Source organism: Arthrobacter sp. KUASC02, assembly GCF_059739395.1.
Genome location: NZ_AP046053.1, coordinates 4580030 through 4598075 on the forward strand (window position 1 = coordinate 4580030; position 18046 = coordinate 4598075).

Below are 18046 nucleotides of genomic sequence, written 5' to 3' on the forward strand. Positions count from 1 at the left end.
GCGGCACGTGCGCGGGCCCTAAAGCCCGCCGGCCAGCTTGTAATAGGCCGCGTTCCAGTTCAATTCCTTCTTGAACTGCTTGATGGTGGTGCCTTCGTCAATGGCCAGCAGTTCGGTCTTCGCGATTTCGGCGAAGTCCTCGAACACGTCCATGCCCACCTGGGTGGAGAGCACCGTGTGGTGGGCTGCTCCGGCGGTCAGCCAGGCAGCGGCGGAGGTGGCAAAGTCGGGCTTCGGGCTCCACAGCGCCCGTGCCACCGGCAGGTTGGGCAGCGGCTCGTCCAGGTCCACGACGTCGACGGCGTTCGCCACGAGGCGGAAACGGTCACGCATGTCGGACAGGGCCACCACGACGCCGGGGCCGGCGTCTGTGTCGAAGACCATCCGGACGGGGTCTTCCTTGCCGCCGATGCCCAGCGGGTGGATCTCGACGCGCGGCTTCGTGGCGGTCAGCGACGGGCAGACCTCCAGCATGTGCGCGCCCAGGATCTTCTCCGCGCCGGGGGTGAGGTGATACGTGTAGTCCTCCATCAGGGAGGCGCCGCCGGGAAGTCCGGAGCCCATGACTTTGGCCGCGCGGACCAGGATGGCCGTCTTCCAGTCGCCCTCGGCGCCGAAGCCGTAGCCGTCGGCCATCAGCCGCTGTACGGCCATGCCGGGCAGCTGGCGCAGTTCGCCCAGGTCCTCGAAGGAGGTGGTGAACGCGGCGGAGCCGTTGGCTTCGAGGAAGCCTCGCAGGCCCAGTTCGATCCGCGCACTGTAGCGGAGCGACTCGTGCCGCGCTCCCCCGGCCTTCAGTTCCGGGACCACGTCGTAGAGGCGCTCGTACTCGGCAACGAGGGCGTCGACATCGGACTCGGCAGCGCCGTGCACGGCGTCGGCGAGCTCGTTAACGGACCAGGTGTTCACCGAAACGCCGAAGCGCAGCTCGGCTTCGGTCTTGTCACCTTCGGTGACGGCCACGTTGCGCATGTTGTCGCCGAAGCGGGTCAGTTTCAGCGTGCGGACCGCGGCCCAGCCGGCTGAAGCCCGCTGCCAGACGCCCACCTGCCGGGTCACCTCCGGGTTGGATACGTGGCCCACCACGGTCTTGCGGGGAATGCCCAGGCGGGACTGTATGTAGCCGAATTCACGGTCGCCGTGGGCTGCCTGGTTGAGGTTCATGAAGTCGAAGTCGATGTCCGCCCAGGGCAGCTCAACGTTGGCCTGGGTGTGCAGGTGCAGCAGCGGCTTCCGCAGCAGGTCCAGGCCCTGGATCCACATCTTGGCGGGGCTGAACGTGTGCATCCAGGCCGTCACGCCGATCACGGAATCGTCCGAGTTGGCTTCCAGGGCGGTGCGGCGGATGGCGTCCGAATCCGTGAGGACCGGCTTCCAGACCACCTTGACCGGAACATCGGAGGATTCGTTCAGCACGCTGGCAATCTCCTGCGACTGCGCGGCGACCTGCTTGAGGACATCCTCGCCGTAGAGGTGCTGGCTGCCAGTGAGGAACCAGACCTCGTACTGTTCGAGCGAAGTTCTGTTGGCAGACGTGTTGGTGGTGTTGCTCATGGGGGTTCTCCTGGAGAAGTGGGGTGGCCGGCGCTATTGGCCGTAGACGTTCTGGTAGCGGGCGTAGAGGGATTCGATGCTGCCCTGGTCGATGGGCAGCGGTTCGCCCAGCTGGCGGGAGATATGCACGGTGCGTGCCACTTCCTCGCACATCACGGCGGCCTTGACCGCGGAGCGGGCATCCTTGCCGATGGTGAACGGGCCGTGGTTCTGCATCAGAACCGCCGGAGAGGTGGAGTTGCGCAGCGTCTCCACGATTCCCTGGCCGATCGAGTCGTCGCCGATCAGGGCGAAAGGGCCCACCGGAATGCTGCCGCCGAACTCGTCGCTCATCATGGTGAGGACGCACGGGATCGCTTCGCCGCGGGCCGCCCACGCCGTGGCGTACGTGGAGTGCGTGTGCACCACGCCGCCCACTTCCGGCATATGCCGGTAGACGTATGCATGCGCGGCAGTGTCCGACGACGGCGAGAACGGCGGGTTGCCCCACCCGCCCTCCGCGGGGACGCCGTAGAGGTCCGTGACCACCATGCTCTCGGGAGTGAGGTCCGCATAGGAGACACCGGACGGCTTGATGACCATCAGGTCCCGGCCGGGAACCCGGGCCGAGACGTTGCCGGCCGTCCACACCACCAGCTCATAGCGGGTGAGTTCGGCGTGGAGATCGCAGACTTCGCGGCGGACCCGGGCGATGGTTTCCAGGAGGTCGCTCATGCGGACACCTGCTTTGCGGACGGTTCGGCCGCTGCCTGCCCGGCGGCATCCTGCCCGGCGGCTGCCGCAAACGACGGCTTCGCCGCGCGCTGGATGGCTTTGAGCCGGTGCATCACACTGTTGGTGCCGCGGCCGAAGTAGTCGTGCAGGGTGCGGTACTCGCGGAAGAGTTCCTCGTAGGCGGCAACATTTTCCGGAATCGGAATATAGATCCCGCCGGGCTCCGAACCCATGGCGGCTGCGGCAGCCCGGATGTCCGGGTATCTGCCGGCCGCGACGGCGGCGTGGATGGCCGAGCCAAGCGCGGGCCCCTGGGTTGAGCCGATGGTGGAGAGCGGCAGGCCGGTGACGTCCGCGTAGATCTGCATGAGGAGCTTGTTCTTCAGCAGGCCGCCGGCGACGATGAATTCCTTGACCGGCACGCCCGAGTCCCGGAAGGCGTCGACAATGGTGCGGGTGCCGAACGCCGTGGCTTCCAGCAGCGCGCGGTAGGTGTCCTCGGGGCGCGTTGCCAGCGTCTGGCCCACCACAACCCCGGAGAGTTCGTGGTCCACCAGCACCGAGCGGTTGCCCGAGTGCCAGTCCAGGGCGATGAGCCCGTGTTCGCCGATGGCCTGGCGGGAGGCCAGTTCCGTGAGGTACTCGTGGATGCCCACCCCCTGTTCGGCGGCAGCCTGGTGGTATTCGGGCGGGACGCCGTTGCCGGTGAACCAGCCGAAGATGTCCCCCACGCCGCTTTGGCCGGCTTCGTAGCCCCACAGTCCGTCCACGATTCCGCCGTCCACCACGCCGCACATGCCCGGGACTTCACGGAGTACGGCGCCGTTCATGACGTGGCAGGTGGAGGTGCCCATGATGGCCACCAGCTGGCCGGGCTCCACCGCCTTCGCTGCCGGTGCCGTGACGTGGGCGTCAACGTTGCCCACCGCGACGGCGATGCCTTCCGGAAGCCCGGTCCAGGCAGCGGCTTCTGCCGTCAGGAAGCCGGCTGCATCGCCGAGCCGCCCGATGGTGTGCTCCAGCTTGGAACTGACGAAGTCCTTGAAGTCCGGGTTCAGGGCGGACAGGAATTCCTCGGACGGATAGCGGCCGTCCTGGTAGATGCCCTTGTAACCGGCGGTGCAGGCGTTGCGGACGTAGTTGCCGCACAGCTGCCAGACGATCCAGTCGGCCGCCTCCACCCAGTGGTCCATGGCAGCGTAGGCTTCCGGGTCCTCCTCCAGCAGCTGGAGTCCCTTGGCGAACTCCCATTCGGAGGAGATGAGCCCGCCGTAGCGCGGCAACCAGTTTTCGCCGCGCTCCGCGGCCAGGGCGTTGATCCGGTCCGCCTGCGGCTGTGCGGCATGGTGGCGCCACAGCTTCACGTAGGCGTGCGGCCGGTTGGCGAAGCCGGAAATCTCGTTCAGGGGCGTGCCCTCGGACGTGACCGGGACCATGGTGCAGGCCGTGAAGTCGGTGGCGATGCCCACCACGGCGGCGGGATCGATCCCGGCGTCGGCAATGGCGGCGGGCACCGCCCGGCGCAGCACGTCACGGTAGTCGTCGGGCACCTGCAGCGCCCATTCGCCGGGCAGCCGCGCGGCACTGTCACCCGCCACATCCGCCGGGAGGACATCCGTCACCACGGCATGCGGGTACTCAAACACACCGCTGCCCAGTTCCTTGCCGTCCCGGACGCGGACCACCACGGCCCGCCCGGACAGCGTGCCGTAGTCGACGCCGATCACAAAGCTGTCTGAACCGTCTGCTGTGACGTCCATCAATTCCTCCAATAGTCTCCGCGGCTTTGCGGTTGCCCTCAATTGTTAGCGCTAACAACTTTGCTGTCAAGGCATTGCGGCGAGCCGGGGTGGTCCACGCTCCGAAAGGAGCGATTGCTAACGGGTTTGGTCAGGCGGGCGGGGCGGTGCTTGCCCGCACCACGATCCGGGGCTCCACCACCGTGGCGCCCGCTCCGGCGCCGTCTTCGAGGAGGGCCAGCATCATGTCCATGCAGCGCCGGCCAAGTTCCTCGAAGTCCTGGCGGACCGTAGTGAGCGGCGGCGTGAAATAGCCCGCTTCCGGCTGGTCGTCGAACCCTACGACGGAGACGTCCTGCGGCACCCGCACGCCCGCTTCGCCGAACGCCCGCAACAGGCCCAATGCCATTTGGTCATTGCCCACGAAAACCGCGGTGGCTGCATGCGCAACGGCGAGCTGCTGGCCGATGCCGTAGCCGCTGCCGGCGCTCCAATCGCCTTCGACGATCAGGTCGTCAGCCAGTCCCGCCTGCACCAGCGCCTCGCGCCAGCCTTCGGCGCGCTCCGCGCCGTCGATCCAGTCCCGGGGCCCGGAGATATGCCCGATGCGCTTATGGCCCTGCTCAATCAAATGCTCGACGGCGAGCCGGGCACCCAGTTTCTGGTCCACCATGGCGCCGCTGAACCGGCCTTCGCCGCTGGACCCCACCACCACCACGGGCACGTCCAGGTTCAGGTTCTCCAGGGCCTGCAGCGTCCCGGTGTGCGGAACCAGTGCCACGATTCCGTCCACGCCCTGGTCCATGAAGTGGCGCGCCGCATCGCTGATCGACTCCGCGCTGACCTCGCGGATGGCCGCAATGCTCACGAAATAGCCGGCATCGCGGGCGGCCTGCTCCACCCCGAGGAGGGTGTTGGCGGGTCCGTACTGGGACAGCTCGCTGGCCAGGACGCCGATGGTGTGCGAACGCCGCGTCACCAGGCTGCGCGCAGCGGTGTTGCGCCGGTACCCCAGCTCGGCGATGGCAGCCTCAACGCGTTCCCTGGTCACCTTGCTGACGTTGGGGTGGTTGTTGATGACGCGGGACACCGTCTGGTGCGAGACGCCGGCACGTTCCGCCACGTCTTCAAGTCGCGGAAGGCGCCGCTCGCTGCTGTTAGCCATGAAGCTATTGTGCGCGAGCCTGCAGCGCATCCACGAAAACGCTCGGGATGTCCTCCGGATTCCTCGCAACATAGCTCGTGCCGCCGGTGACGTCCGAGATCTTCCGGAGGGTCTCGGCGTCCGCGTCCTCGGTGATGCCGATGCTGACGATCACCACGGGCTTGGCGGGGTCACGTTCGCGCTCCAGGGCTTCGAGCAATTCCTCGAGGCTGAGTGAGTCCGGATCTTCATTGGCGCCGTCGGTAAACAGGATGACGCTGTTGACGGCGCGGGCATCGTAGTTCGCCTTGACGGTGCGGTAGGCGGCAAGGGTCGTGTCGTAGAGCCCCGTGGCACCGCCGGTCCGCTTGTCCAGCCCGGAGATATCGGCCACCAGGCGGTCGCGCTGCGTGACGCCGCCAACCAGCTGGTCCATTTTCCGGATGGGATCGAGCTCCACGTAGTCCTGGCTGCCGCCGCCCAGCCCAATGGAAAACGCCCACATTCCCAGGGCTGCGGTGTTGGGAAACAGCTTGCTGCCGGCAATGGCCGCCTGCTGGGTGAGCTGCATGCGGGTCTGTTCCCCCGCCTGGAAGTTCATGGAACCGGACACGTCCATAACCACCAGCGACCTGAAGGGAATGGCTTGCAGGGACCAGCCTTTGAGCGTCCGCTGCACCGATTCCGACGACGCCGGCTTGAGGGCCGCAACGCTGCCCACGCCCTTCTGGTCCGGCGTGCGGCTGCCGTCCACGGGCCGAAGGCCGGTATCGGCGAGCGCCTTCATCCCCTCCTCGGTTGCCAGGGCGGATGCCAGGGCCTTGGCGGCGTCCGCGGCAGCACCGCCGCGCGCCCTGCCTGCGGCGGTGAGTGCCACGGGGTAGTCCAAGGACACCGACCCGGTGTGCGGCATCGACGCGGCAAGCTTGGCGCCGGCCGGCGTCTGCGCGAAGGACAGCCAGGCCTGCTCGGTAACGATGGCGAATCCCCCTCCGGCAGCCACCGCTTCGAGCTGTTTGGCGTCGGTCAGCTTCTCTCCCGTGCGCTGGCTCTCGCTCTGGGCCAGCTGCGCGGTGGCAGCCTGCAGCGTCTTCGCTTCCGCGCGTCCGGCCTCCACTTCGGAGAGCGCGCCCAGCAGCGCCACTTCCCCGCTCCCGGTCACCAGCGGGTCGCTGAACCGGACGCCGCGCGTCTGCAGGGCGCTCATCCAGGTGGCAAATCCGGGAACTTCCCCCTGGCGCCCAACAATCACACCGGGCGTCGAAGCCAGGGACGGCACGGCGATCTCAGGCACCATGGCAGCCCCCGCGCGCTGCACCCGGACGGCCGAGTCGGCCACCCACAGATCCGGGGCGTCCTTGCCCGCGGCCACTGTCGCGGCAAGCTCAGGCTGCGTCCGGGTTTCGATCGTGTATTTCACGCAGGCCTCGGCGGGCACTTTAGCAGCCGCGCTCTCCAGCGCAGGTGCGATGGTGGCATCGGCGCCGACGCGTACTTCCGCAGGGACCTCACACCGCTGGGCGGCCAGCGGCGACCGGTTCCCGGTGATCCAGAGGACAGCCGCGGCGGCAACGGCAATGGCCACCACCACGCCGGTGATCATCAGGATCCTGGGCCAGAAGAACGGTGACTTGCGGGGGAATCGGCCGTGGCGCTGGGGGCCTGCTGCTCGGCGACCTGACATGGGCGCGGTACCTAACTGCTGGGGATCCTGATGGGCGGGAGGCGTTTGCCGGCCACTATCCCTTGCTAGCGGGAAGCCCCAAGTCTGGCTGCAAAACCGTTCCAGTATACGTAAGTGAGTGGCTGGCATCACATCCGCCCATGCCCCGGCAATCAATGCCGCGCAACCATCGAAAATGATAGTTGAAGTTTCAAGTAAATGATCCTAGAATAGAAACATGACGCAGACACTTGACCGCCCGCCGGTACTCTTCCTGAGCCACGGAGCTCCTCCCCTGGCCGACGACGCCCGCTGGACCAGCGAGCTCAGCGCGTGGTCGGGCACCTTCGGCAAGCCGAAGGACATCCTGATGGTGTCCGCGCACTGGGAAAACGCGCCGGTGACCCTCAGCGCCACCACCCGGAACCCGGGGCTGGTGTACGACTTCTGGGGTTTCCCGCAGAAGTACTACGACGTCACCTACAACGCACCCCAGGCCGGGGAGCTGGCCACCGAAGTGGAGAAGCTCGTCTCCACCCACGGGCACCACGTGGAGCGGGACGAGGAACGCGGCCTGGACCACGGCGCCTACGTGCCGCTCGTGGAAATGTTCCCCGAGGCCGACATCCCCGTGCTTCAGATGTCCATGCCCACCCTGGATCCGCAGGGCCTGTTCAACCTGGGCAAGACGCTGGCGCCGCTGCGGGACCGCGGCACGCTCATCGTGGGATCGGGCTTCACCACGCACAACCTCCGCTGGTTCAACCCGGCAGCCGGGCCGGACACCACGCCGCCCTCCGTTTCAAGCGAGTTCGACCACTGGGCCGAGGAAACCATGGCGGCCGGCGACGTCGACTCCATCCTGGACTTCCTCAAGAAGGCACCGGCCGCCCGTGAAGCGCATCCCCGCAGCGAGCACTGGGCTCCGCTCTACGTAGCCCTGGGCGCAGCCTACGAATCCGGCGACCTGAAGGCGAAAACGGCCATCGACGGCTTCTGGTTCGGCCTCTCCAAGCGCTCGTGGACACTCACCGGCAAGTAGTTCCGGGCAACAAAAAACCTCCGGCCTCCTGTCGCCAGGATGCCGGAGGTTTTCCACTCTTCGCTAAAAGAGTGGGCCCTGTGGGGATCGAACCCACGACCCACGGATTAAAAGTCCGATGCTCTACCAACTGAGCTAAAGGCCCCAGCTGACTGCCACCTTTGCGCGCGGCAAGCGCACGCAAACGGACCATCAGCCCAGTCCATTTCTGGACGTTAAATACTGTACCGCACGCCAAGGGCAGCTTTGGCACAACGGCGCGCGGCGCCGTCGTACGTTAAACACGCCACCCGACCAGTAACGATGGCATCCGCAGCCTCCCTCAATACTCCTTAAGCCGCCCGGCGGCAAGCTCGATAACAGAACAGCACAGGAGTAGCGTGGGGGCATGAGCGAGCAAGCAGGACCCAAGGCCTACGGCGGCGCAAACCGGCATCACAAGCCCAAGCCTTTTGCGCCCATCGACTTCGAACCGTTCGCGGGCGGCGCGGACCCTGCCCGGGTGTCCGAAGCTGCGCACCTGGCGGCCCAGGCACTGGTGCGCCACGGCCGCGACAGCGACGATCCCAAGGTGACCAAGCGCCTCGTCAAGCTGGCCGATGAGCAGGGCCTGGAAGCCATCGCCGAAATGTGGGCCGAAAGCCCCGCACGCTCCCTGCCCGGCGCCCTCTGGCGCCTGTACGCGCTGCGCGCCGCCACCATCCAGGACCCCGAGCGCATCTCCGTCTACTTCAAGGCGGGCAAGGACACGGCGCAGGTTTCCAATGTGGTTGCGGGTGCTGCCGAGCCGCCGGGAGCGGACGAAATGAAGACGATGGCGGACGCCATCCTCTCCGGAGCGTTCGACGGCGAGTTCGACGTCGCGCTGGAACGTTCCGCCGCCTTCTGCCGCGTGGTGGCCCTGGGCCAAGCCACACTGGCGGATGGCGCCGAACACAGCAACGAGAACCACGCCAGCAAACTGACCCGCAATTCCCACCTCCTGGTGAAGACCGCCGAGGACCTCGAGCACGCCGCAAACGCCTGGCGGCTGGGCGAACTGGACTGACGGCCCCGCAGCCGGACCGCCCCTCCCCTGCCCGGCTTTCGCCCCGCCCCTGCCTGGCATTGGTGCGGGCGGAGCACGCTGCGCAAGTCTCCCACTGTTACGCACGGAGGAGCCCGGCTGTCAATGTTGACTTGGTTCAGCCAAAGTAGAAAACTGAAACCGGTGCCGAACCGCGAAACCCCCGGGCTTCAACATTTAGCCGCCTAGAGCGGCCTACCGCCGAGAGGCGTATCCGGTTCGGCACCACTTTCATGCCCGGATGAATCAGCCGGTAAAGTAATCCCCATGTGCGGGTCAACGTCAAGTCACATGGCCCCGGGGCCACATTCCATGCCGCTCCCTACCTACGCCGGAATCAGAAGGTGAGGCTCCGCCTCTTTCCGCAGGAGCCCGCGGGGCTGCACCTGCTCTCGCAGATGGCCCGCCAAATCGTCCTCGGCACCGGAACCCTGGCCGAAATCCTCGGCGTCCCGGCCACAGAGCACAACCGCCTGGTCGAAGACATGCACGACCACGAGGCCAAATCCGCCGAGCTGCAGTTCGCGCTGCTGACCCACATGCGCACCAGCTTCGTGAACCCGCTCCCCCGCGAGGACATGTACGCCCTCTCCCGCTACCTCAATGAGGCCATGGAAAAGCTGGACGCCGCAGCCGAACTGGTGGCCCTGTACAAACTCGAGCGCCTCTCCAAGCGCGCTGCCGACCAGCTGGAAGTCATCAGCCGGCAGGCCGAGCTCACCGTGGACGCCATGCGGCGGCTGAACGACCTGGACGACCTCGAGGATTACTGGATCGAGATCCTCCGCCTGGCCAAGCGCGCCGAACGGACCCACCGGGTGTGGGTAGCGGACATGATCAAGGACATGAAGTGGTCCCAGTACGCACGCAACAGGGACGTCGCCAACCAGCTGGTGGAAGTCACGAAGGACATGCGGCGCATCGCCACCCAGGTGGGCAGCATCATCGTCAAGGAATCCTGACGTGACCCTGTTTTTCTTCGCCGTGGTGGTCCTGTTCGCCGCCGCGTTCGCCTTCCTGAACGGCTTCAGGGACGCGTCAACGTCCGTGGCGCTGGCCGTGCGCACAAGGGCACTGACACCCACCGTGGCGGTCCTGCTGGCCGCCCTCTTCAACTTCGCCGGGGCCGCACTGAGCGGGCTCCTGGCCCTGCAGGTCAGCAGGACCTGGATCTCGCTGCCGCCGGGCGAAAACGGGCTGACCATCCTCATCGCGGGCCTGCTCAGCGCCGTGGTGTGGGGCGTCTACACATGGTGGCGCGGTATTCCGTCCTCCTCCACGCACGCCCTGGTGGGCGGGCTGGCGGGCGCGGGCCTGGCCAGCGTGCTGGTGGGCGGCAATGCCGTGGACGGCGTGAACAACTCGCTGCTGTTCCAGGTGGTGCTGCCGCTCCTGCTCTCCCCCGTGCTCGCTTTTGTGGGCGCCTATCTGCTGGTCTGGCCGGCCACCTGGGCGGCCCGCTACACGCCTCCCAGCGTGGTGAACAGCCGCTCCCGCCGTACCCAGGCCATCGCCGCCGGAGCTGTCGCCTTCGGCCACGGCCTGCAGGACGGACAGCGGACGGGTGCGGTGCTGCTCCTGGCGCTCCTCGCCGCGGGGCTGTCCGACGGCGCCGCCATGCCTGGGTGGGTGCCTCTGCTCACCGCTGCGATGCTCACGGCGGGGACCCTGGCCGGGGGCTGGCGCATTTCCTACACCATCGGCTACAAGCTCACCCGGATCGATCCGCTCCGCGGCTTCGTGGCCCAGCTGTACAGCTCGGTCCTGCTGCTGCTCGGCGCGATCGGGCTGCACTGGCCGGTGTCCACCACGCACACCGTGACGGCGGCTGTGCTGGGTGCCGGCAGCAACCAGGGCTTCCCGGTGACCAACCGCCGGCTGGTCCTGAAGATCCTGGCCTTCTGGGTCCTCACGCCGGTGCTGACGGCAGCGGCGGCCTTCGTGCTGGAACTGTCCCTCTCGCCCCTCACGGACCTTTAAAAGACCATCGGTTGCTCCGCAGACGCCGTTTTGAGGTTCCAAAACGGCGGTTACGGAGCAACCGATGACGTGGCGGGTGGGCCCACAGCCGCAGGGGTCCCCGGGCGAGCTTGCGAGCCTGGGGAGCGGCTGGGGACTATCCGAAGCGGCCGGAGACGTAGTCTTCCGTGGCCTTTTGGGTGGGGTTGCTGAAGATGGTGTGGGTATCGCCCACTTCAATCAGCTTGCCCGGCTTGCCGGTTCCGGCGATGTTGAAGAACGCGGTCCGGTCCGAGACGCGTGCCGCCTGCTGCATGTTGTGGGTAACGATGACCACCGTGTACTGGTCCTTGAGGTCGTTGATGAGGTCCTCAATGGCCAGCGTGGAGATGGGGTCCAGTGCGGAGCAGGGTTCGTCCATCAGGATGACCTGCGGCTCCACCGCGATGGCGCGCGCAATGCAGAGGCGCTGCTGCTGGCCGCCGGAAAGGCCGGATCCCGGCTTGGCCAGGCGGTCCTTCACTTCGTTCCACAGGTTGGCGCCCTGCAGGGAGCGCTCCACCAGGGCATCGGCCTCGCCCTTGGACATCTTCTGGTTGTTCAGCTTCACGCCGGCCAGGACGTTGTCCCGGATGGACATGGTGGGGAACGGGTTGGGCCGCTGGAACACCATGCCGATCTGCGAACGCACGGTCACGGGGTCAACGCCGGGGCCGTAAAGGTTGTCCCCGTCCAGCAGCACCTCGCCTTCCACGCGGGCACCCGGAATCACCTCGTGCATGCGGTTCAGCGTCCGCAGGAAAGTGGACTTGCCACAGCCGGACGGGCCGATGAATGCCGTGACGGACTTGGCCTCGATGTTGATGTTGACGTCCTCAACGGCCAGGAACTTGCCGTAGTAGACGTTCAAATCCTTGACGTCGATGCGCTTAGACATGGTATTCCTTCACTTGCTGGATACGAATTGAATTTTACCGGCGGACTAGCGGCCGGTCTTGGGTGCGAAGATCCTGGCGATGAGCCGTGCGCCGAGGTTCAGCAGCATGACCAGGATGATGAGCACCAGCGCGGCACCCCAGGCCCGCTGCGAGGACGGATCCGGATTGGACGGCGAGGTGGGGTTCAGGATCTGGGTGTAGATGAACGTGGGCAGCGAAGCCATCCAGCCGCTGAACACGTTGGTGTTGATGCTCGTGGCGAAGCCTGCGGTCACCAGGATCGGAGCCGTTTCGCCGATCACGCGGGCGATCGCCAGGGTGACGCCGGACGCGATGCCGGAGATCGCCGTCGGAATGACCACCTTGAGGATGGTCCGCCATTTGCGGACGCCCAGGGCGTACGCCGCCTCGCGGAGCTCGTTGGGCACGATCTTGAGCATTTCCTCGCTGGAACGCACCACCACCGGGATCATCAGGACGGAAAGCGCGACGGCGGCAACGGCCCCCGTTTTGGTGCCCGGCCCCACGACTGCAAAGAAGAACGCGGCGGCGAAGAGGCCGGCGACGATCGACGGGATGCCCGTCATGACATCCACGAAGAACGTGATGGCACGGGCCAGCGGGCGGTCCTCGCCGTACTCGACCAGGTAGACGGCGGTCAGCAGGCCCACGGGCACGGAGATGACGGTGGCCAGCAGGGTGATCTGGATGGTGCCGATCAGGGCGTGGTAGATGCCGCCCATGACGGGTGCGCCCTGCTCCACGCTCTTGTTGTCGAAGGCGCCGGTGACGCCGTTCATGGACGTGTTGAGGAAGCCCGGGTCCAGGAGCCCGGGGAGCCCGTTGATCAGGACGGTCAGGATCACGGAGATCAGCGGCAGCAGGGCCACCAGGAAGGAACCGACCACCAGGCAGGTGGCCAGTTTGTCCTTGGCCTTGCGGCCCCCTTCGACGGCGGCGCTCCAGCCCACCAGGCCGGCGGTGAACAGGATGGCGGCGACAATACCCCAGCCGAAGGCGTTGAAGCCGATGACGGCCATGATGGCGGCGCCGACCACCAGGGCGAGGGCCAGGACGACGTAGGGCGCGAACTTGGGCAGCTGTCCCTTGGTGAGGGCGGAACGCTTGCGGACCGGAGTAAGGGTGGAGGTCATTTAGTTGGCTCCCGAGAATTCTTTGTGCCGGCTGATGATCCAGCGGGCAATCATGTTGACGCCCAGCGTGATGACGAACAGGACCAGGCCCGCCGCGATCAGCGTGCTCACCTTCAGGCCGCTGGCCTCCGGGAAGTTCAGGGCGATTTCAGCGGCGATGGTCTGGTTGCCGGACTGGATCAGGCTGGCGGTGAGGGCGCCGGAGGAGAGCACCAGCGCCACGGCCATGGTCTCGCCGAGGGCGCGGCCCAGGCCAAGCATCACGGCGCTCACGATGCCCGGGCGGCCGAACGGAAGAACGGCCATCTTGATCATTTCCCAGCGGGTGGCACCCAATGCCAGTGCGGCTTCCTCGTGCAGCTTGGGGGTCTGCAGGAAAATTTCGCGGCTCAGGGACGTGATGATGGGCAGGACCATCACGGCCAGCACGATGCCGGCGGTGAGGATGGTCTTGCCGGTGGCGGACGCTGGGCCCTGGAAGATGGGCAGCCAGCCCATGTTGTTGGCCAGCCAGTCGTAGGCCGGGGAGATTTCCTTGGCCAGGAACGCGGCACCCCAGGCGCCGTAGACCACCGACGGGATGGCGGCCAGGAGGTCGATCACGTAGCCCAGGCCGGAGGCGAGGCCGCGCGGTGCGAAGTGCGAGATGAACAGCGCAACTCCGATGGCCACGGGCGTGGCGATGACCAGCGCGATGATTGCTGCGATCACGGTGCCGATGACGATCGGCCAGATGTAGGCGAAGAAGCCTTCGCCGCCTTGGATCTTGTCCGGCGAGGCCACGAGGGCCGGGATGGCCTGGACTACCAGGAACAGGGCAACGCCGAAGAGCACGGCAAGGATCAGGCATCCTGCGGCCAGGGCGGCTCCGGAAAAGACCTTGTCTCCGGCGCGCCCTGCGCCCCGGGACTTTGTCAGGGAGGTGGTGGTCACAAACGATCCTCTGGGTTCGAATAGAACCGACTGCCTCGTCCGGATAATCCGGCAAGCAGCGGTGAAACTGGCTTTACTTCGGACAAACACCTAGGTTCCCTGCCCCGGAACGGCGGTCTGTGACCGCCCCTCCGGGACAGGGAACCTGGTTCAGGCTCGTGTTTCCACTATGCCTCGCTGTGCAGCGAATTCCCTAGGACTTGACCTTGATGGATTCGATGGCAGCAACGGCCTTGTCCTGCAGGGTCTTGGACAGCGGCGCGGACTTCGCGGCGTCGGCGGCGGCCTTCTGGCCGGCGTCGGACACTACGTAGCTTTCGAAGGCCTTGACCAGGTCAACGGTTTCCTTCTTGTCGTACGTGGTGCAGACAACGTGGTAGGAAACCAGGACAACCGGGTAGGCGCCGGCGGCGGTGGTCTTGCGGTCCAGCTTGATGGCAACATCGGTGGCGGCGCGGCCGTCAACCGGCTTGCCGGCTTCTACAGCCTTGGCAGCGGCGTCGGGGGAGATCTTGACGAACTCCTCGCCCACCTTGATGGCGGCGGTGCCCAGCTTGCCGCCCACGGCGGAGTCATCAGCGTAGGTCACGGCGCCCGGGGTGTCGGTGACGGTCTTGACGACGCCGGAGGTGCCCTTGGCGTTCTCGCCCTTCAGGGAAGCGGGCCAGATGCCTGCAGCCTTGTCGGTCCAGACCTCGGGAGCGGCGGCAGCCAGGTAGTCGGTGAAGTTGGTGGTGGTGCCGGAGTCATCGGAGCGGTTGACCGGCGTGACCTTCAGGTCCGGCAGCTTGGCATCCGGGTTGAGGGCGGCGATCGCGGGGTCGTTCCAGTTGGCGATTTCGCCGCGGAAGATCTTGGCAGCCGTGGTGGCGTCGAGGTTCAGTTCCTTGACATCCGGGATGTTGAACGCGATGGCGATCGGGGAAATGTAGACCGGGATGTTGATGGCGCCTTCGGGGCCGCACTTTTCCTTGGAGCTGGCGAGCTCCTCATCCTTGAGGTAGGCGTCGGAACCGGCGAACTGCGCCGAACCGTCGATGATGGCCTTGCGTCCCGCGCCGGAACCGTCCGGGGAGTACTGCACGGAGGCGGACTGGTTGGCGGAAGCGAAGCCGGCCTTCCAGGCATCCATTGCTGCGCCGGTGGAGGAAGCGCCGATGCCGGTCAGGGTGCCGGTGACGTTGGCGCCCGAGGCAGACGGAGTACCGGACTGTGCCGTGTTCGTCGCGTTGTCGGAACCACAGGCGGTGAGCGCGAGTGCGCCGGCTGCGATGACAGCGATAGCCGCGTGGCGGCCGAAGCGGAGTGCCTTCACTAGATGTACCCCTTCCAGGGATTTTCTGATGCGTGCCGGACCGGAGACGTCCGAACAGAAGAAGTTGCGTACTTTTTGTACCTTTATTGAAGTTATGGGCCTTAGGTAACGGGATGTGGGGACCAAGGTGAACGGAGGGTTAACGACGGCGGGACATCGGCTTACATGTGCAGCGTCACCATTGCGCACATCACATCTCCGGCCGTAGTGCAACGCCAGTGAATAGACTGGAACGCATGGCCCCACCGACTGGAATTTCCGCAAGCAGAAAATTCCTCCGAACCAGGATCCGCACCGGGATGGTCCGTAGCCGGAATTCCCTGGTGCCGGCCATCCAGATGACAGTCTGCGCCGTGGGCGCGTATGCGTTCGCCGAATACGTCCTTGGCCATTCAGGCCCGCTGTTCGCGGCGACGTCATCGCTGATTGCGCTGGGATTCTCCCGCGAGCCACGGCTGCGCAGGGTGATGGAGGTGGGGCTGGGCTGCACCATCGGCATCGCGGTGGGTGACCTGCTCCGCCACTGGCTGGGCGGCGATATCTGGGTTGCCGCCGTCGTACTTCTTATCTCCATCCTGCTGGCACGTTTCCTGGACAGCGGCAACATTTTCACCACGCAGTTGGGGCTGCAGTCGCTGTTGGTGGTGCTGCTCCCGGCCCCGGCCGGGGGGCCGTTCACCCGGAGTATCGACGCAATCGTGGGCGGCCTGTTCGCGCTGCTCTTCACCGTCCTGGTGCCGAAGGATCCCCGGCGGGAACCCCGGAAGGATGTGCAGAAGCTACTGCACGAACTTGCGGAAGTGCTGCGTGATTGTGCGTCCGCGCTGACGAACAGCGACTCCACCGAGGCGTGGCACGCCCTTGTCCGCGGCCGGAACTGCCAGCCGCTGGTGGACGCGATGCGCCAGTCGCTGCGCGCCTCCGGTGAGGTGGCCACGCTGGCCCCGGCATACCGGCGGCATCGCGACGAGATCGGCAGGCTGGAGCAATCGCTGGATTACATCGACCTGGCGCTCCGTAACAGCCGGGTTTTCGCGCGCCGGCTGACCAGCGCCATCAACCACGCCGCCCTCTCGGACGAGGCCACGGAGAACATCGCGGAGGTCCTGCAGGAAACCGCGGCCGCCATCGACGAACTGTCCCTGGGCCTCGCTGAAATGCACGAAGGTGTCCGGCGCGCCCACCTCCGGACGTCCCGGCTGGAGCTGACCGAAATCGCCGGACGGCTGCACCCGCGGATGCTGGACGTGCAGCGGCTCGAGGGCGAAACGGTGGTCATGCTGTTCCGCCCGCTGATGGTGGACCTGCTCGAAGCCACCGGAATGGACTCCAAGGAAGCCCGGGACATCCTGCCGCCGCTGTAGCGCGGCCAGTGGTCGCGCCCGTCAAGACCGGCTCGATCACCAGGAGTGTCACTGCCCCCGGATAGGGTGGAGCAATGGCAACCAAGACTTCCCGGGCGTCCAAAGCCCCGGCCTACAAATGCGCCGAATGCGGCTGGACCACCGTCAAATGGGTGGGGCGCTGCGGCGAGTGCCAGGCCTGGGGCACCGTGGAGGAAACCGGTGCCGCCGTTGCACGCACGACGGCGGCCACCACCGTCCTGGAGCCGGCCCGCCGGATCGCCGACGTCGATGCCACCACCGCGGCGTTCCTTCCAACCGGTGTGGACGAGTTGGACCGTGTGCTGGGCGGCGGCCTTGTTCCGGGCGCGGTCATCCTGCTGGCCGGCGAACCCGGCGTGGGCAAGTCCACGCTGCTGCTGGATGTTGCGGCCAAGTTCGCCCGCACCGCGCAGGACGTCCTCTACATCACGGGCGAGGAATCCGCTGCACAGGTCAAGCTGCGGGCGGACCGGATCGATGCTGTTGCGGAGTCCCTCTATCTTTCGGCCGAAACGGACCTGGGCCAGGCGCTCGGGCAGGTGGAGAAGCTGGAGCCGCGGCTGCTGGTGGTGGACTCTGTCCAGACGCTCAGCAGCGCCGACGTCGACGGCAGCGCCGGCGGCGTCTCGCAGGTGCGGGAAGTGGCGGCCTCCCTCATCGCCGCGGCCAAGCGCCGCAACATGACCACCCTGCTGGTGGGGCACGTAACCAAAGACGGCTCCATCGCCGGCCCCCGCCTGCTGGAGCACCTGGTGGACGTGGTCTGCCAGTTCGAAGGCGAGCGCCACTCACGGCTCCGGCTGCTGCGGGCGGTAAAAAACCGCTACGGCCCCACGGACGACGTCGGCTGCTTCGACCTCAACGAGGACGGCATCGTGGGCCTTGCCGATCCCAGCGGGCTGTTTGTTTCCCGGACCAAGGAGCCCGTGTCCGGCACCTGCATCACGGTGACCCTGGAAGGCCGCCGGCCGTTGCTGGCCGAGGTGCAGTCGCTGCTGGCCGAGAGCGCCAGTTCACAGCCGCGCCGCGCCACCAGCGGCCTGGACAGTTCCCGGGTGGCCATGCTCCTCGCAGTGCTCCAGCAGCGCGCCGGCTGCCTGCTGCACAAGGATGATTCCTACGTGGCAACAGTGGGCGGCGTGAAGCTCAGCGAACCGGCAACCGACCTGGCCGTGGCTCTGGCCGTGGCCTCGGCCAAGGCGAAGAAGCCCCTGCCCACCCGGCTGATCGCCTTCGGCGAGGTGGGCCTGGCCGGTGAAGTCCGCCCTGTTCCGGGCATCAACCAGCGCATCCAGGAGGCCCACCGGCTGGGCTTCACGCATGCCGTGGTTCCATCCAGCCCCAACGGTCCGGGACCGGTTCCGGCCGGCTTCTCCGTCCGGGAAGTGGGCCACCTGGCCGAGGCCCTGGGTCTGCTCATCAGCTGAAGCAGGTGGTGGA

General features: G+C 66.6%; 15 protein-coding genes and 1 tRNA gene. 6 read left to right on the top strand and 10 right to left on the bottom strand.

Features of this window, described 5'->3' with window-relative positions:
* Nucleotides 1–18: 18 nt before the first annotated feature.
* The 5 genes from araA to AC6JAC_RS21080 all read right to left on the bottom strand — a co-directional run bounded on the left by araA (nt 19) and on the right by AC6JAC_RS21080 (nt 6835).
* Nucleotides 19–1554, bottom strand: coding sequence for an L-arabinose isomerase (araA, locus tag AC6JAC_RS21060; protein ID WP_028270379.1), 1536 nt, complete (start codon nt 1552–1554; stop codon nt 19–21).
* Between the two features lie 33 nt (nt 1555–1587).
* Nucleotides 1588–2268, bottom strand: coding sequence for an L-ribulose-5-phosphate 4-epimerase (locus tag AC6JAC_RS21065; protein ID WP_028270378.1), 681 nt, complete (start codon nt 2266–2268; stop codon nt 1588–1590).
* Nucleotides 2265–4028, bottom strand: coding sequence for a ribulokinase (gene araB / locus AC6JAC_RS21070; protein WP_028270377.1), 1764 nt, complete (start codon nt 4026–4028; stop codon nt 2265–2267). Before araB ends, AC6JAC_RS21065 begins: the two co-directional genes overlap by 4 nt.
* 130 nt (nt 4029–4158) lie before the next feature.
* Nucleotides 4159–5172 (bottom strand): LacI family DNA-binding transcriptional regulator, encoded by a 1014-nt coding sequence (locus AC6JAC_RS21075; protein WP_497966521.1) that lies wholly within the window; start codon nt 5170–5172, stop codon nt 4159–4161.
* Between the two features lie 4 nt (nt 5173–5176).
* Entirely contained in the window at nt 5177–6835 is a 1659-nt protein-coding gene (locus tag AC6JAC_RS21080) for a substrate-binding domain-containing protein (protein WP_028270375.1), read from the bottom strand.
* Nucleotides 6836–7052: 217 nt separating this feature from the next.
* Here AC6JAC_RS21080 and AC6JAC_RS21085 point away from each other — a divergent pair, with 217 nt between their 5' ends.
* Nucleotides 7053–7856, top strand: coding sequence for a dioxygenase family protein (locus AC6JAC_RS21085; RefSeq protein ID WP_028270374.1), 804 nt, complete (start codon nt 7053–7055; stop codon nt 7854–7856).
* A 72-nt stretch (nt 7857–7928) separates the two neighbouring features.
* Here the strand turns inward: AC6JAC_RS21085 and AC6JAC_RS21090 are convergent.
* A tRNA-Lys gene (locus AC6JAC_RS21090) sits at nt 7929–8001 on the bottom strand.
* Between the two features lie 243 nt (nt 8002–8244).
* Between AC6JAC_RS21090 and AC6JAC_RS21095 the strand changes: the two genes are divergently transcribed.
* The 3 genes from AC6JAC_RS21095 to AC6JAC_RS21105 all read left to right on the top strand — a co-directional run bounded on the left by AC6JAC_RS21095 (nt 8245) and on the right by AC6JAC_RS21105 (nt 10902).
* Nucleotides 8245–8904 carry a hypothetical protein gene (locus AC6JAC_RS21095; protein WP_028270373.1) on the top strand — a complete coding sequence of 220 codons (660 nt, stop codon included), beginning with the start codon at nt 8245–8247 and terminating at the stop codon, nt 8902–8904.
* A gap of 362 nt (nt 8905–9266) precedes the next feature.
* Nucleotides 9267–9884 (top strand): DUF47 domain-containing protein, encoded by a 618-nt coding sequence (locus tag AC6JAC_RS21100; protein ID WP_028270372.1) that lies wholly within the window; start codon nt 9267–9269, stop codon nt 9882–9884.
* Nucleotide 9885: 1 nt separating this feature from the next.
* Entirely contained in the window at nt 9886–10902 is a 1017-nt protein-coding gene (locus AC6JAC_RS21105; RefSeq protein ID WP_028270371.1) for an inorganic phosphate transporter, read from the top strand.
* A gap of 136 nt (nt 10903–11038) precedes the next feature.
* On the opposite strand, the gene pstB is transcribed toward AC6JAC_RS21105, so the two are convergent.
* The 4 genes from pstB to pstS all read right to left on the bottom strand — a co-directional run bounded on the left by pstB (nt 11039) and on the right by pstS (nt 15221).
* Entirely contained in the window at nt 11039–11818 is a 780-nt protein-coding gene (gene pstB / locus AC6JAC_RS21110) for a phosphate ABC transporter ATP-binding protein PstB (protein ID WP_028270370.1), read from the bottom strand.
* 45 nt (nt 11819–11863) lie between these two features.
* Nucleotides 11864–12973, bottom strand: coding sequence for a phosphate ABC transporter permease PstA (gene pstA, locus AC6JAC_RS21115; protein ID WP_028270369.1), 1110 nt, complete (start codon nt 12971–12973; stop codon nt 11864–11866).
* Nucleotides 12974–13906 carry a phosphate ABC transporter permease subunit PstC gene (gene pstC, locus AC6JAC_RS21120; RefSeq protein ID WP_028270368.1) on the bottom strand — a complete coding sequence of 311 codons (933 nt, stop codon included), beginning with the start codon at nt 13904–13906 and terminating at the stop codon, nt 12974–12976. It abuts the gene before it with no gap.
* Nucleotides 13907–14099: 193 nt separating this feature from the next.
* Nucleotides 14100–15221, bottom strand: a complete 1122-nt coding sequence (gene pstS, locus AC6JAC_RS21125; RefSeq protein ID WP_028270367.1) for a phosphate ABC transporter substrate-binding protein PstS — start codon at nt 15219–15221, stop codon at nt 14100–14102.
* Nucleotides 15222–15457: 236 nt separating this feature from the next.
* Between pstS and AC6JAC_RS21130 the strand changes: the two genes are divergently transcribed.
* Both AC6JAC_RS21130 and radA read left to right on the top strand, forming a co-directional pair.
* The gene (locus AC6JAC_RS21130) at nt 15458–16585 is read left to right on the top strand and encodes an FUSC family protein (protein ID WP_454697333.1); all 1128 of its coding nucleotides are present in this window, start codon (nt 15458–15460) and stop codon (nt 16583–16585) included.
* 74 nt (nt 16586–16659) lie between these two features.
* A complete protein-coding gene (gene radA / locus AC6JAC_RS21135; RefSeq protein WP_028270365.1) occupies nt 16660–18033 on the top strand; it encodes a DNA repair protein RadA in 1374 nt (457 codons plus the stop codon).
* The last annotated feature ends 13 nt before the right edge of the window (nt 18034–18046 follow it).